The sequence below is a fragment of the Flavobacterium amylolyticum genome, from assembly GCF_048284335.1.
GTDB lineage: Bacteria > Bacteroidota > Bacteroidia > Flavobacteriales > Flavobacteriaceae > Flavobacterium.
Genome location: NZ_JBLVPG010000002.1, coordinates 867,325 through 880,889, shown reverse-complemented (window position 1 = coordinate 880,889; position 13,565 = coordinate 867,325). Strand labels below are relative to the sequence as shown.

Annotated in this window: 12 protein-coding genes; 1 reads left to right on the top strand and 11 read right to left on the bottom strand. The window is 33.5% G+C overall.

Annotated elements, in window-relative coordinates:
- Positions 1-281: 281 nt before the first annotated feature.
- From ACNQF9_RS09985 to ACNQF9_RS09970, 4 genes are all read right to left on the bottom strand, one after another.
- The gene (locus tag ACNQF9_RS09985) at positions 282-1,031 is read right to left on the bottom strand and encodes a shikimate dehydrogenase family protein (RefSeq protein ID WP_417990166.1); all 750 of its coding nucleotides are present in this window, start codon (positions 1,029-1,031) and stop codon (positions 282-284) included.
- Positions 1,031-2,428 carry a tetratricopeptide repeat protein gene (locus ACNQF9_RS09980; RefSeq protein WP_417959581.1) on the bottom strand — a complete coding sequence of 466 codons (1,398 nt, stop codon included), beginning with the start codon at positions 2,426-2,428 and terminating at the stop codon, positions 1,031-1,033. The genes ACNQF9_RS09985 and ACNQF9_RS09980 overlap by 1 nt, the downstream gene beginning before the upstream one ends.
- Positions 2,429-2,724: 296 nt before the next feature.
- Positions 2,725-3,915, bottom strand: a complete 1,191-nt coding sequence (locus ACNQF9_RS09975) for an aspartate aminotransferase family protein (RefSeq protein ID WP_417959582.1) — start codon at positions 3,913-3,915, stop codon at positions 2,725-2,727.
- A gap of 79 nt (positions 3,916-3,994) precedes the next feature.
- Positions 3,995-5,626 carry an OstA-like protein gene (locus ACNQF9_RS09970; RefSeq protein ID WP_417990165.1) on the bottom strand — a complete coding sequence of 544 codons (1,632 nt, stop codon included), beginning with the start codon at positions 5,624-5,626 and terminating at the stop codon, positions 3,995-3,997.
- A gap of 288 nt (positions 5,627-5,914) precedes the next feature.
- On the opposite strand from ACNQF9_RS09970, the gene ACNQF9_RS09965 reads away from it, so the two are divergent.
- On the top strand, positions 5,915-7,783 hold the full coding sequence (locus ACNQF9_RS09965; RefSeq protein ID WP_417990164.1) for an alpha-amylase family protein: 1,869 nt from the start codon (positions 5,915-5,917) through the stop codon (positions 7,781-7,783).
- An 85-nt stretch (positions 7,784-7,868) separates the two neighbouring features.
- Here the strand turns inward: ACNQF9_RS09965 and ACNQF9_RS09960 are convergent, their stop codons facing one another.
- From ACNQF9_RS09960 to rsfS, 7 genes are all read right to left on the bottom strand, one after another.
- Entirely contained in the window at positions 7,869-8,642 is a 774-nt protein-coding gene (locus ACNQF9_RS09960; protein WP_417990163.1) for a superoxide dismutase, read from the bottom strand.
- Between the two features lie 7 nt (positions 8,643-8,649).
- Complete coding sequence (locus tag ACNQF9_RS09955; RefSeq protein ID WP_417990162.1) at positions 8,650-8,919, bottom strand: acyl-CoA-binding protein; 270 nt, start codon at positions 8,917-8,919, stop codon at positions 8,650-8,652.
- The gene (locus tag ACNQF9_RS09950; RefSeq protein ID WP_417990161.1) at positions 8,919-9,572 is read right to left on the bottom strand and encodes a phosphatidylserine decarboxylase family protein; all 654 of its coding nucleotides are present in this window, start codon (positions 9,570-9,572) and stop codon (positions 8,919-8,921) included. Before ACNQF9_RS09950 ends, ACNQF9_RS09955 begins: the two co-directional genes overlap by 1 nt.
- A complete protein-coding gene (locus ACNQF9_RS09945; RefSeq protein ID WP_417990160.1) occupies positions 9,562-10,452 on the bottom strand; it encodes a phosphatidate cytidylyltransferase in 891 nt (296 codons plus the stop codon). Before ACNQF9_RS09945 ends, ACNQF9_RS09950 begins: the two co-directional genes overlap by 11 nt.
- A 1-nt stretch (position 10,453) precedes the next feature.
- The gene (locus tag ACNQF9_RS09940; protein WP_417959591.1) at positions 10,454-11,056 is read right to left on the bottom strand and encodes a lactate utilization protein B/C; all 603 of its coding nucleotides are present in this window, start codon (positions 11,054-11,056) and stop codon (positions 10,454-10,456) included.
- Positions 11,057-11,172: 116 nt separating this feature from the next.
- Positions 11,173-13,098, bottom strand: a complete 1,926-nt coding sequence (gene ftsH, locus ACNQF9_RS09935; RefSeq protein WP_417959592.1) for an ATP-dependent zinc metalloprotease FtsH — start codon at positions 13,096-13,098, stop codon at positions 11,173-11,175.
- Positions 13,099-13,116: 18 nt separating this feature from the next.
- Positions 13,117-13,488: a ribosome silencing factor gene (gene rsfS, locus ACNQF9_RS09930; protein WP_417959593.1), complete on the bottom strand. Its 372-nt coding sequence runs from the start codon at positions 13,486-13,488 to the stop codon at positions 13,117-13,119.
- Positions 13,489-13,565: the final 77 nt, after the last annotated feature.

Below are 13,565 nucleotides of genomic sequence, written 5' to 3'. Positions count from 1 at the left end.
GATAGTAAAGCAGTATGAAATTTCAAAACAAATCCTTTATTTATAGTCGTTTTAGGTTATGAAATATTTTTTTTTGAAGTAATTTACTACTGTGTAGTGTATCGTTTTTGGCTCTGGAAAAAGAAATGAAAAAAGAAATACCTTACATTATAGCTAAGATTTTGGATGTGAAATTGAGATTTGTTTGGTCGAGTTCGATTTTTCATTCAAACAAAAAAACTACTTTCAAAGTGGTTTTTTACTTATTCAAAAACGTCTAATAAGTCAACTTTGTATTTAGATTATTTATTCCAAATCTTCCACGCTTTCTCCGCTTGAAAAATAAGCATATCCAGTCCGTTTTTTATTTGAGCTCCCTGTGCTGAGGCTCTTTTAAGAAATTGTGTTTCGGCAGGATTATAAATCAAATCATAAGCAATATGTTTATCCGTGAAAAACTCATATGGAATCAATGGTATCGCATCTACATTAGGACTCGTTCCGACTGGAGTACAATTGATTATGATTTGGTAATTATCAAATGTCGTTGCGTTAATTCGCTCATAATTGATAGCATTATCGTTAGCTTCTCTAGAGACAAATGTGTATGGGATATTCAGTTCCTCCAAAGCATACGCTACTCCTTTGGACGCGCCTCCAGTCCCTAAGATTAAGGCTTTTTTATGGTGCGGTTCTAATAGAGGCACTAGTGATTTTTTAAAGCCATAATAGTCAGTATTGTAGCCTTTTGACTGTCCTTTCTTTGTGATTTTAATGGTGTTTACAGCGCCTATTATTTTTGCCTTTTTAGATAATTTATCCAGAAATGGCAATACGGTTTCCTTGTAGGGTATCGTAACACTCAGTCCTTTTAAATCCGAAGTATTTTTAATTATTTCAGAAAAAGCATTTATTTCTTGAATATCAAAATTCTCATAGGTACAACCAGTAAAATTTTCGTTATTAAATTTGTCTGTAAAATACCCTTTGGAAAAGGAATAACTAATATTACGACCCAGTAATCCGAAGCGTTTCCTAACAATTTCTACCATTATTGTTTTTTATGTTTTGCGATATAATTTTGCACCATTTTTTTTGCCCAAACCACTGGAAATAAGTCCTCTAAAAGGATGTAATTATCAAAATTCAATCGTAAAGCATTGCTGAGATGAAATTTTGCTTTTGTAGTATCAGTTAGCATAAAATATAATCCTGCCAAACGGTATTCAACTTCATTTTCTTCCGGAAAATATTCAGAAGCTTGTAATAAAGTTTGAATAGCACTTTCGAATTCTCCTAAAAACTGTAAAATATCTACCCAAAATAACCAAGTGTCAAGTTCCGTATCGCCAAATTCTACTGCTTTTCGGTATCCAAATTCAGCTTCTTCAAAGAAGCTCATTTGTTTATTTATAGTAGCAAAGCGTTTCCAATACAAACGATTTTGATTGTCAATAGCTAATGCTTTGTTGACATAAAATAATGCTTTTTGATAATTTTTTTGACGTACATAGAAGTCGGTTATGGCAATCCAACCTTTGTCTAAAAGAGGATCTTCATGAACTGTTTGATTGAAATATTTTAACGCTAGAGCTTTGTTGCCTAATCTTTCATAGCATTTTCCCATTCGAAGCAAAGCATATGAAGTAGCATCATCTAATTCTATGGTTCTGCTGTAGCTTTCAATAGCTTCATCGTATTTTTTTAAACGTTCATAGGCTTTGGCTTTTTCCATGAAAGCACCCAGGAATTCATCGTCTATCAAAGTAGCATAATCAAAAGCTCGAATGGCATTTTCATACTCTTTTACACCGTAATGCAAACGGCCTAGTTGATGCCAAGCTATTTCGCTGTACGGATTTTGATCAATGTATTTATTCAAATAGGCAATTGCATCTTGGTTTTGATCTAGAAATTCAAAACAATACACAACGTTATATAGGGCTGATTGATCTTCTAAATCTTCTTCTAAGCACTTGATAAAGCTTTCTTTTGCCATTTCAAGATTGTCCATAAAAAGATACTCCATACCTATCAAATTATAGACATCGGCATAATCATCGGTGTATTGTAATGCTATTTTTAACATTTCCACAGCCTTTTCGTGCTGGTCTCTTTTAGAACAAATATTGGCTTTTTGAATGTAAATTTCTTCATTTGTTGGCTCGATGGCGTACAACTCATTCAATAGCTTTTCAGCTAATTCGAGTTTGTCATCATAAACAAGCATTTCCACTTGGACTAGTTTAAGACCAGTAGATTTTGGATGTTGTTCTAATGCCAGCTTAAGTGCTTTTTTTGCTAAAGCAGCTTTCCCCATATCGAGATAATGAAGAATGATTTCTTCAAATTCTTCGGAGTCAAAAAAGAGCACTTTGTTGGTTTTCAACATGGACTCAAATTTGGACAGGGATAAGTTATAGTCTTCTTCTTCGTTGCTTAATTGCATACTGTGTGTTTTTAATTTAGCCTAAATAAATTTAGGTAATCGTACTTGTAATGGGAGGGAAAGTTATAATTGTTGTGAACAATTTAATTAACAAAAAAGTTTTGATTTAATATTGATGCGAGAGCTGTTAATTACTTCACTGTCCTTTTAATTTAATTGGGATTCAGTGAACATCGTTTGAAGTGGAAATCCTTCTCTTTTTGCTTGGTTTACAACCCATATTAGGAAATAGTTTCCTGTTATTTTAAGTGTTTTGAATACTAATGTGCTATGTAACTCGTCATATTAATTTGTAATCAAAAATTGTTAATCATTATTTCATTCAGTACTTCAAGTATGATGTTGCACCCTTCGTGAATTTCATCTTCAGAAATAGTTAGCGGAGGTGTTATTCTAATGGCACATCCTTCAAACAACAACCAGAATAAAATGAGTCCTTTGTCTTGACATTTGAGGATCACTTGGTTTGTTATATCAGCACTTTTAGTCATTGCTGCCAGCATCAATCCTTTTCCCCTTATCTCTATTATCAAAGGATGTACCAAAAGTGATCTGAATAGGTTTTCTTTCTCTACTGCTTCAGCCATGAGATTGGTTTCAGTAATTTCCTGCAATGTCGCCAAACAAGCTGACGAAATGACAGGATGGCCTCCAAAAGTAGTGATGTGACCCAGCTTAGGATTATCGCTCAGTAGATCCATCATGGCTGAAGAAGCTGTAAAAGCACCCACTGGCATGCCACCACCCATTCCTTTTCCCATTACTACAATATCAGGAACGACATCGTAATTTTGGAATCCGAAAAGTTTTCCTGTTCTCCCAAAACCCGGCTGGATTTCGTCTAGAATCATTATAGCTCCCACTTCCGTGCAACGTTGACGTACTTTTTTAAGGAAATTATTGTGTGGTTGTATAAATCCTGCACCTCCCTGAATGGTTTCCAGGATAATTCCTGCCGTTTTCGTTGTTATTTTTTGCAAATCATCTTCGTTATTGAACGTGATAAAATCGACATCAGGAATCAAGGGACGAAAGATTTGTTTGCGTTCTTCAAATCCCATTACGCTCATGGATCCCATAGTATTTCCGTGATAGGCATTGTGACACGAGATCAATTGGCTTCTTCCGGTAGTTCTTCTGGCGAGTTTTAAGGCACCCTCAATGGCTTCCGTCCCTGAATTGACTAAATAAGTTTTGTCTAAAGGAGCGGGCAAAAGCGAGGCCAATAACTTGCAGTATTCCACGGAAGGACTTTGTGAATATTCACCATAAACCATCACATGAGAGTATTTATCTAACTGATCTTTGATGGCCTTATTGACTCTTGGGTGTTGGTGTCCTAAAGTACAAGCAGACACTCCGGCTACAAAATCCAAATATTTTTTATTATTGGAATCGTAAATATAAGAACCTACAGCATGCGATACTTCCATGCCCAAAGGGTACGGAGAAGTCTGTGCTTGGTATTTTAGGAAATCGTTATTCACGGTTATTTGTTTAATTGTTTAATTTGTAAAGTGCTATCTGAAACCTTTTGTCTTTGCAACTGTTATAGATTGCGGACTATTACTTTTTACCTATCTTTTTATCGTAATTGAGCGTTTCCTTTCGAATTTTCATGGGAACATCCTCTTTGGCTTCTGCCGCTTGAGTTGCTTTGGCTATTTTATTATTGTCTTCATTTTCTTCTGGAGGAAAAATATCTTCCTTGGATTTTATGCGTTCATCACCTCGCCAAACTAATCCTCTTAGTTTACGAGCATTTTCTGGCAAGTCCTTTTCCGGATAAATATCACCATCCACTTGCTGAAAAAAGGTAATGGTTTCGATCTCATTTTTTTCTAAAATAAGATTTATTTTACTGCTTACATTTTTATTGATGCCAATGAGTTCTTGTGCTTCGTTCCGCATGTAATAGATGACTTCTGCATTTTTTATAATATCTACCTCATGTAGTTTTCCTTCTTCAAATTTTCCGTATAAATTTTGTCCCTTGACCTGATTAAAACCCGTTCCTATTGTGTCTTTGGATACTATAAATGTATTATTGAGCACTTTGAGGGAATCTAGTTTTTGTGTCGTATTGTTCCCTATTAGATGCATTACATCACCTGTTATTTGATTTTCAGCATTCCAAAGTATCGGATTTCCAATCATTTTGGTTAAAGATGTTTTGGAACTCGAATGAATCGAGTCACATTTACCGCTCATGTCTGTTTTAAAAAATCGGACATTATTGAATGCTCTGATAATTCGGTTTCCTTCTTTTCCAGTAACCATTAATTTTTTTCCGTGGATGTAAACCGAGTCATTTTCGACAAAATTCACCGCAACGGCCCTTTTAGTAACATACATAGAATCCAGTTTTTTGTATACTTCAGCATAATGTCCTTTTACGATTCCGCGATTGATAGAATCGGTGATTTTTACATTTCTTGTTGCCGATGCAAATTCCCTGTTTCGGTCATAATACAAACTGTCGCCTTTAATCAACCGATCATCATATCGGATGTACGATTTATTTAGAAAATGGGCTAGATTTTTTTTGGTGTCATAAAACCCTTTTTCAGTATAAATATAATTCGCTTTACTGGTTATAGTGGAAGGTCCGAAAAGATACGAATGTCCTGAATTACTAAAATAATCCAAATGATTGGATTTAATTACATACGTTGGATTTGTGATAGTAACGGCTGTCAGGAATTGGAATTTTTTTTGTTTTACATAATATCTCCCTGAATTACTTTGTAGGGTATTGTCTTTATTAGTTATCGTCCCTGGAGTATCATAAAACACTTCTTGAATGTTGCGATCAAAATTTATTATTTCAGTAACTAAAGTGGCATCTGGAGAACTCATAACGGCATCTCCAGAAGCGTATGCTTTTTTTACATTCCCATTATATTCGGCATATTTACTATTCAAAAATAAAGTATCACCTTGTACCATTTGCACATTTCCAAAAGCCTTGATGTAGTTTTCTTTTTGGAAATAATACGCCTTATTACAGGTCATGACCACTCCGTCATGATTCACGCGTACGTTTCCAATAAGCAACAATGCATCCGGTATTTCTACTTGATTTACGTCTGCAAAATCAGAATTTTCTACAATAATTTTTTTTGGAGCTTGTGCCAAAACCAAATTAGTAATTAGCAATAGGAAACAACAACAAAGGAAAAACAGCGATTTCTTCAATGGATTTATTTTTTGTCAAATTTATGAAAAAGGATACAATCCTAATCCATATTAGGATTTATTTATAATTACTATAAAAGCCAAGGAAAGCTATTTGTTTTGTCTTTTTTAAGTTATCAACAATTAGATTGACTCTTTCGTTGTAGTTGTAATTTAGAAACTGGATTTTTTTTAATTTTAAACGATATCGGCTTCATTTATCTAAATTATATTAAATTTAAAAATTGATAGTTAAATTGGATTATCAGTTTAAAAAAAAGGTTTCAAAATCAGCAAAAATAATTTTATATGATAAAAAAAATAACTATTGTTGCAGGGATAAGTGTGGTGTTTTTAGCAACAGCTTGTAAAACGAAAGATTTAAAAATGAATGCAGTTAAGAACAAAGAATTGTCTAATAAAAAAGAAGTAGTGTATCAGGTTTTCACCAGACTATTCGGGAATAAGAATACTACAAATAAGCCTTGGGGTACCCTTGAAGAAAACGGAGTAGGGAAGTTCAACGATTTTACGGGTAGGGCATTACAGGAAATAAAAGATTTAGGAGTTACGTATGTTTGGTATACTGGAGTTCCCCATCATGCTTTAATTAGGGATTATTCAGCTATTGGGATTTCTAATGATGACCCCGAAGTGGTAAAAGGAAGAGCAGGTTCTCCTTATGCCGTAAAAGATTATTACAACGTAAATCCAGATTTAGCCGTAATTCCTGCGAATAGATTGCAAGAATTTGAAGCTTTGATTGGGCGAACTCACAAAGCGGGATTAAAAGTGATAATTGATATTGTTCCCAATCATATTGCACGAAAGTATGAAGGCAAGAGCAATCCGGTCGGGGTTAGCGATTTTGGAGCTGATGATGACACAACTGTTGAATACAAAAGAGACAATAACTTTTATTATATTCCAAATACCCGCTTTGAAATTCCCGATACAGACAAGCCATTAAATGGAGAAAAGAATCCATTAATTGATGGGAAATTTGAAGAAATTCCAGCAAAATGGACTGGAAACGGTTCCCGAATGGCAAAACCAGATAAAAATGACTGGTACGAAACCATAAAAGTAAATTATGGAATTCGTCCGGATGGCTCCAAAGATTTTCCAGAACTTCCTGCTGGTTTTGATAACAAATCACATCAGGAACATTTTGATTTTTGGAAAGGAAAAAATGTGCCGAATTCTTGGGATAAATTTAAAGATATTGCATTGTATTGGACAGAAAAAGGGGTGGATGGTTTTCGATTTGACATGGCCGAAATGGTACCGTATGAATTTTGGAGTTACATGAATTCAGCCATCAAAGTAAATAATCCGGATGCTTTTTTATTAGCCGAAGTCTATAATCCTAAAGAATATAGAAATTATATTCATTTAGGTAAAATGGATTATTTGTATGATAAAGTGGAAACCTATGATAAATTAAAAGATATCATTCAAGGAAGAGCATTGCCGGATGGATTATCAGACATACAAAACGGAATGGCAGATATTGAACATCACATGTTGCATTTTCTGGACAATCATGATGAGCAACGTTTGGCAAGTGCTGAATTTGCAGGAAGCCCGCAAAAAGGAAAACCTTTGATGGTCGTTTCGACTACAATAAGCACTTCGCCTACAATGGTTTATTTTGGGCAGGAAGTAGGAGAGGCAGGAAATGAAAACGCAGGATTTGGAACCCATTCCAGAACGTCAATCTTTGATTATATCGGAGTACCCAATCATCAGCGTTGGATGAACGGTGGTAAATTTGATGGAGGTCAATTGACTAAAGATGAAACAGAGTTGCGTGATTTTTATAAAAAATTGCTGAATTTCTCTTTGAATAGTTCCGCTTTAATGGGAAAATACCAAGAAATTCAAACGGTGAACCGCCAAACAACTCAAGGTTACGATTCTGGTATTTATGCATTCTCACGTTGGTCTGATACTCAAAAACTTATCGTTGTCACTAATTTTTCTTGGTTGACCACCAGTAGTTTCGATTTAAAAATCCCGGCTGATATTATTCAAAAATGGAATTTGAAAGATGGTAATTACACATTAAGAGATCAATTATACCATAAAAGCTCTGTTCAATTGCAGGTTGTTAATGGTGAAGGGAAAGCACAAATTACAATCGCACCCTCGGAATCGTTTATTTATCAATTGTAAGAAAGAGTTTTTTGTAGTAGTAAAAGAGCAAAAAAAATGCTGATATAAATTTATATCAGCATTTTTTTATGATAAAAAGCGAAAGCTATTTTTTTGGAACAGCTTCGTAATTTTCTTCTATTTTTTTCCAATTGATGACATTAAAAAAGGCATCAATATAATTTTTTCGTCGGTATTGGTAATCCATATAATAAGCATGTTCCCAAATATCTATGGCTAATATTGGTGTTCCTGGAAGTATCGCATTTTTCATCAAAGGATTATCCTGATTCGCGGTGCTTGTCACTTGTAATTTCCCGGAGCGATCCACTATAAGCCAAGCCCAACCTGAACCAAATTGTTTCGTAGCTTCGGCTTTAAATACCGTGGTGAAATTTTCAAATGAACCAAAATCTTTAGATATTGCCTCTGCTAAAATATTTTTTGGTTCGCCTCCAGCTTTTGGAGCCATAGATTTCCAATACAATGAATGGTTATAGAAACCTCCAGCATTGTTCCGAAGTGCAGTATCATTTGGATCTAATTTTGCTAATACTTCCTCTATAGTTAAATTTTCTAAAGGAGTTCCTAGTATTGCTTTGTTCAAATTATTAGTATAGGTCAAATGATGCTTAGAATAGTGCATTTCTAAAGTAGTAGCTGATATATTTGGTGCCAAGGCATTGTAAGTGTACGGCAACTTTTCCAGCTGGAACGATCCTTCATTTGCTTTTACATCATCTGGGGAACCAATGGATGTTTTTTCCTCTGTAACAGTAGGCAAAGGAACTTCTACAACCTCAATTAATTTTTTATTATTGCAAGATTGTAGTGCTAAGCACAGCAATAAAATAGCAATAATTTTTTTTATTATTTTCATAATTAGATTATTTTTCCAACAGAGAATTAATTATTTCGATGTAGTGTTGCTTAGCTTTATCTGGAGTAATATGACTAATTTGCATCCAGGCATTCGTTTTAAAAGCATCTCTTAAATGATAGGAAGAGTTTTGTTTTAGATCTAAAGTTCCCAAAATGGCTTGTTTGTAGAATGCATAAAGGCGCAATTGAACATCTTGCGGTAAAGATGCTTGCGTCATTTCAGATGCTTTTTCTACGGCTTCCAAAAATTGGGTATTTAAATCTTTTGCATTCATTATGCTTTTGTGGCAATAATTGTTTTCCCTCCAATTGCTTTTTGATTCAATACTACATTAACAGGTGTTCCTAAAGGTAAAAATATATCTACTCTGGAACCAAATTTTATAAATCCAGCATCAGTACCCTGAATTACCTGCATTCCTTCTTCGGCATAATTAACGATTCTTCGTGCCAAAGCTCCAGCTATTTGTCTATAAAGAATTTCTCCGAATGTTTTATTTTCGATTACAATAGTAGTCCTTTCGTTTTCCTCACTTGCTTTTGGATGCCAAGCCACCAAAAATTTACCCGGATGGTATTTACTGAATTTTACAATTCCGCTCAGTCCATAACGCGTCACGTGAACGTTAATGGGAGACATAAAAATGGATATTTGCAAGCGCTTGTCTTTAAAATATTCACCTTCATACATCTCTTCAATAACCACAACTTTACCGTCTACAGGTGCAAGAATATGATTTTCATTAATGATAACATCTCTTTTTGGATTTCTGAAAAATTGCAAGATGATAATCAAAAGCAATAAAGCTGCTATTTGTATAGCCATTTTGAGCCAGTTTGTGTCATTAAAATTGTCAGACAATAATAGGACAACAGCTGTGAAAATAGTACCTAATAAAATAGATTGGGTTCCTTCTTTATGAAACATAGTTTAAAATTTGATAAAATAAAAATATAATTGGTGCTACAAATATAACACTATCTAAACGATCTAAGATGCCTCCATGTCCAGGCATTATGCTTCCGCTATCTTTTACGCCAGCAATACGTTTGAATTTGGATTCTATTAAATCTCCAATAGTACCAGCAATTCCTACTATAATGGCAATAGAGGTCCAAATTAGGATGGATCTGTCGCTAAATTCAGGATTTGCTTTGATGTAATATTTTGATATTAAATAACCAGCTAAAACTGCAAAAAGTATTCCTCCTAAGAATCCTTCAACAGTTTTTTTTGGTGATATTTTTTCGAATAATTTGGTACGACCTATAGATTTACCTACAATATAAGCAAAAGTGTCGTTAGTCCAAATTAAGATAAATAATCCAATTATAATTTTAGGATTATAGTCATTTATTCCAAAAGAAATTTTTGTAATAAACACAAAAGGCAAAATAATATAGCCTAATAAATACAAATATTTTGAGGAGGTGCTTATTTTTTGAATATTATCATAAAATAAGAAAAGAATACATTTTATGGATACTACTAATGCTATTACTAGTAATACGACGTCCAATTGCTGTATGTTAATTGCTATTGATACATCGCTATTGAAAATTTGATTCAAAAGATCGGTAGTCATTTCATTGTAGTGGCTTACCAATGTAATTATAGTAAACAAGACAATGCCAAAAAGAATTGGAAAAATTTTATGTATTTGAACTAAATTACAAAATTCATAAACTGCAATACTAAGAAATAGACCAAAAAGGATAAAAAAGCTTTCAGTAGAATATAAAATAGAAGTGAGTAACAATATAATATAAATAGCTCCTGATATACCTCGTTTTAGAGTTTCATTCATTTTAAAGATCTTCTAAAAGCAATAAATAAAGATTTTTAGCAGAACTTCCGTATTGTGTAAAGTCTTCTTCTTTGGCTTTCTCGAAATATTTTATGGTAGTAATATTTGTCGGATAATCTCTTTCGTATTTCTTTTTAATCGCACTCAGTCCATCACTTTTTGTACCAAGAATTTGGCTTGTTTTAGCTAAAACAATAATATTTATAGGTAATTCGTTTGGTTTGTGCTGTTTAATTTGTTTTGATGAAAATAATATAGACCCTTCATCAGCAATCAAATTTTCGCAACTAGCAAGTAGAAACTTAGGATTTGTAGGTTTGTCATACGTAAGTTTGTTATCTTCTAACATTGTAAAGAGAGTAGCATCATAACACAAAACCTGACTTTCAAACCAGTCATTTTCTTCTAAAATATTTTCAAATTGTTCTTTTACTTCGTCTGTGTTTTCACAGTACAAAAATTTGCCTCCATTTTTTTTGAAATTAAAGATAAACTGTTCGTCAATAGAGGTCGTATTTTTAGCATGGGATTTACTAAACTCACTTTCTTGATCTTCATCAGATGTCGGATTGCTAGAACCAAAAATTTTTCTAAAAAGACTCATATTTATGTAAACTGCTAAATTGTATTATTTGAAAACGTTCAAAGATAAAAAAATCTTAATTCAAAAGTACTTTTTGAATTAAGATTTTAAAAATAATTAAATATTTAATATGTTTACTAGGACACGACTTCTTCTAAATTTTTGTCAAAAGTTCTTTTCCCAAAAATGGCTTCTAAATCATCTTTAAAAATGACTTCTTTTTCAATTAAAATATTTGCCAGTTGATTCAGTTTGTCTTTATTCTCCTCCAAAATTTGGATAGCTCTTTGGTACTGACTTTCAATTAGTAATGAGATTTCCTCATCAATAACTCGAGCTGTTTCTTCGGAATATGGTTTAGATAAATTGTATTCACTTTGTCCGGTAGAATCATAATATGTTACATTACCAATTTTTTCATTCAATCCATAAATGGTAACCATTGCTCGTGCTTGTTTGGTTACTTTTTCTAAATCGCTTAATGCACCAGTCGAAATTCTATTAAAAGTTACTTTTTCAGCGGCTCTTCCGCCCATAGTTGCACACATTTCGTCTAGCATTTGGTCTGGACGAACAATTAAACGTTCTTCCGGTAAATACCAAGCAGCTCCTAAGCTTTGTCCTCTTGGAACAATAGTTACCTTGATTAATGGCGCAGCATGTTCTAACATCCAACTTACAGTTGCATGACCCGCTTCATGTATAGCAATAGCTTTCTTTTCATCTGGGGTAACGATTTTATTTTTCTTTTCAAGACCACCAACAATCCTGTCAACAGCGTCTAAAAAATCTTGTTTATCTACAGCCGTTTTGTTATTTCTAGCAGCAATCAAAGCCGCTTCATTACAAACATTTGCTATATCAGCCCCAGAAAAACCAGGGGTTTGTTTGGCTAAAAAATCAGTATCCAAACCTTCTATTTTTTTCAAAGGGGCTAAGTGTACTTTGAAAATTTCAGCACGTTCACGGATGTCTGGTAAGTCTACAAAAATTTGTCTGTCAAAACGACCTGCACGCATCAAAGCCTTGTCTAGTACATCAGCTCTGTTTGTTGCTGCTAAAACTATTACGTTAGAATTAGTACCAAAACCGTCCATCTCTGTCAGTAATTGATTTAAAGTATTTTCTCGTTCATCATTTCCACCAGACATATTACTTTTTCCTCTAGCTCTACCCACAGCATCAATCTCATCAATGAATATGATTGCCGGAGATTTTTCTTTGGCTTGTTTGAATAAATCACGAACACGTGACGCTCCAACACCCACAAACATTTCTACAAAATCAGAACCTGATAAAGAAAAGAAAGGTACTTGGGCTTCACCAGCTACGGCTTTTGCTAATAATGTTTTACCAGTTCCCGGAGGTCCAACAAGTAAGGCTCCTTTTGGAATTTTACCACCCAGATTGGTGTATTTTTCAGGGTTTTTAAGGAATTCAACAATTTCTTGTATTTCCTCTTTTGCTCCTTCTAAACCTGCTACATCTTTAAAAGTAGTTTTTATATCTGTTTTTTCATCAAATAGTTTTGCTTTTGATTTTCCAATATTGAAAATCTGACCACCTCCACCTGCGCCTCCACCTGACATTTTTCTCATTATAAAGATCCAAACAGCAATAATGATGATGATTGGTAATAAACTAATTAAAATGTCAGACCAATTGTTCTTTGGTAAGAAATTGAAATCTTTTAGCTTACCTTCTGAAACCGCTTTTTCTAATTTGTTTTGAAATATTTGATCATTACCAATATCAAAAGTGTAATGTGGTCCTTTATTGGGTCTGTCAAAAACATCTTTAGAGACCTTTTTGTGCGCAGCGTCTTTAAGAGCGGCAGCGTTAAGAAAAACTTCAGCTTCCGTTTTATTGTAAACAATAACTTTTTCAATTTGACCTTTTTCTAGAAAAGTATTAAATTTAGAAGATGTTAATTGTCCCGGTTCATTTAAACTTGAACCACCTGTTATAAAACTTATAAATAAGAAAATTAATAATATTGCAGCATAAATTAACCAAGGGCTTACTTTAAACTTATTCGGATTTGGATTATTTTCTTTAGCCATTACTAGGATTATATGTCTTTAGTATTTGTTTTCTATGGTTGTTATTTTTGCATCGCCCCATAAACTTTCGATGTTATAATATTCTCTAATGTGTTTTTGAAACACGTGAACAACAATATTCACATAATCCATCAATACCCATTCCGCATTATCAGTTCCTTCAACATGCCAAGGCTTGTCTTTCAATTCTTTAGAAACTGTTTTTTGGATAGAGTTTACTATGGCGTTAACTTGTGTATTTGAATTACCGTTGCAAATAATGAAATAGTCGCAAACTGCCGTGTCTATTTCTCTTAAATCAAGAATATCGATATCATTCCCTTTTACTTCTTCAATTCCCTTAATGATATTCGCTAATAAAGCGTCATTATCTATAGTCTTTTTCGCCATGAATTATTTTTATATAAGTTTGTAAAGTTACCATTTTTTGTGATTATTTTTGAACCTTAACATAATATTAAATTCTG

Bases quoted from the DNA above. Each gene is read 5' to 3' on its own strand.
- ACNQF9_RS09945 (WP_417990160.1), bottom strand. From the start codon at position 10,452: ATGAATGAAACTCTAAAACGAGGTATATCAGGAGCTATTTATATTATA.
- ACNQF9_RS09940 (WP_417959591.1), bottom strand. From the start codon at position 11,056: ATGAGTCTTTTTAGAAAAATTTTTGGTTCTAGCAATCCGACATCTGAT.
- ACNQF9_RS09955 (WP_417990162.1), bottom strand. From the start codon at position 8,919: ATGAATGCAAAAGATTTAAATACCCAATTTTTGGAAGCCGTAGAAAAA.
- ftsH (WP_417959592.1), bottom strand. From the start codon at position 13,098: ATGGCTAAAGAAAATAATCCAAATCCGAATAAGTTTAAAGTAAGCCCT.
- ACNQF9_RS09960 (WP_417990163.1), bottom strand. From the start codon at position 8,642: ATGAAAATAATAAAAAAAATTATTGCTATTTTATTGCTGTGCTTAGCA.
- ACNQF9_RS09980 (WP_417959581.1), bottom strand. From the start codon at position 2,428: ATGCAATTAAGCAACGAAGAAGAAGACTATAACTTATCCCTGTCCAAA.
- ACNQF9_RS09985 (WP_417990166.1), bottom strand. From the start codon at position 1,031: ATGGTAGAAATTGTTAGGAAACGCTTCGGATTACTGGGTCGTAATATT.
- ACNQF9_RS09950 (WP_417990161.1), bottom strand. From the start codon at position 9,572: ATGTTTCATAAAGAAGGAACCCAATCTATTTTATTAGGTACTATTTTC.
- rsfS (WP_417959593.1), bottom strand. From the start codon at position 13,488: ATGGCGAAAAAGACTATAGATAATGACGCTTTATTAGCGAATATCATT.
- ACNQF9_RS09965 (WP_417990164.1), top strand. From the start codon at position 5,915: ATGATAAAAAAAATAACTATTGTTGCAGGGATAAGTGTGGTGTTTTTA.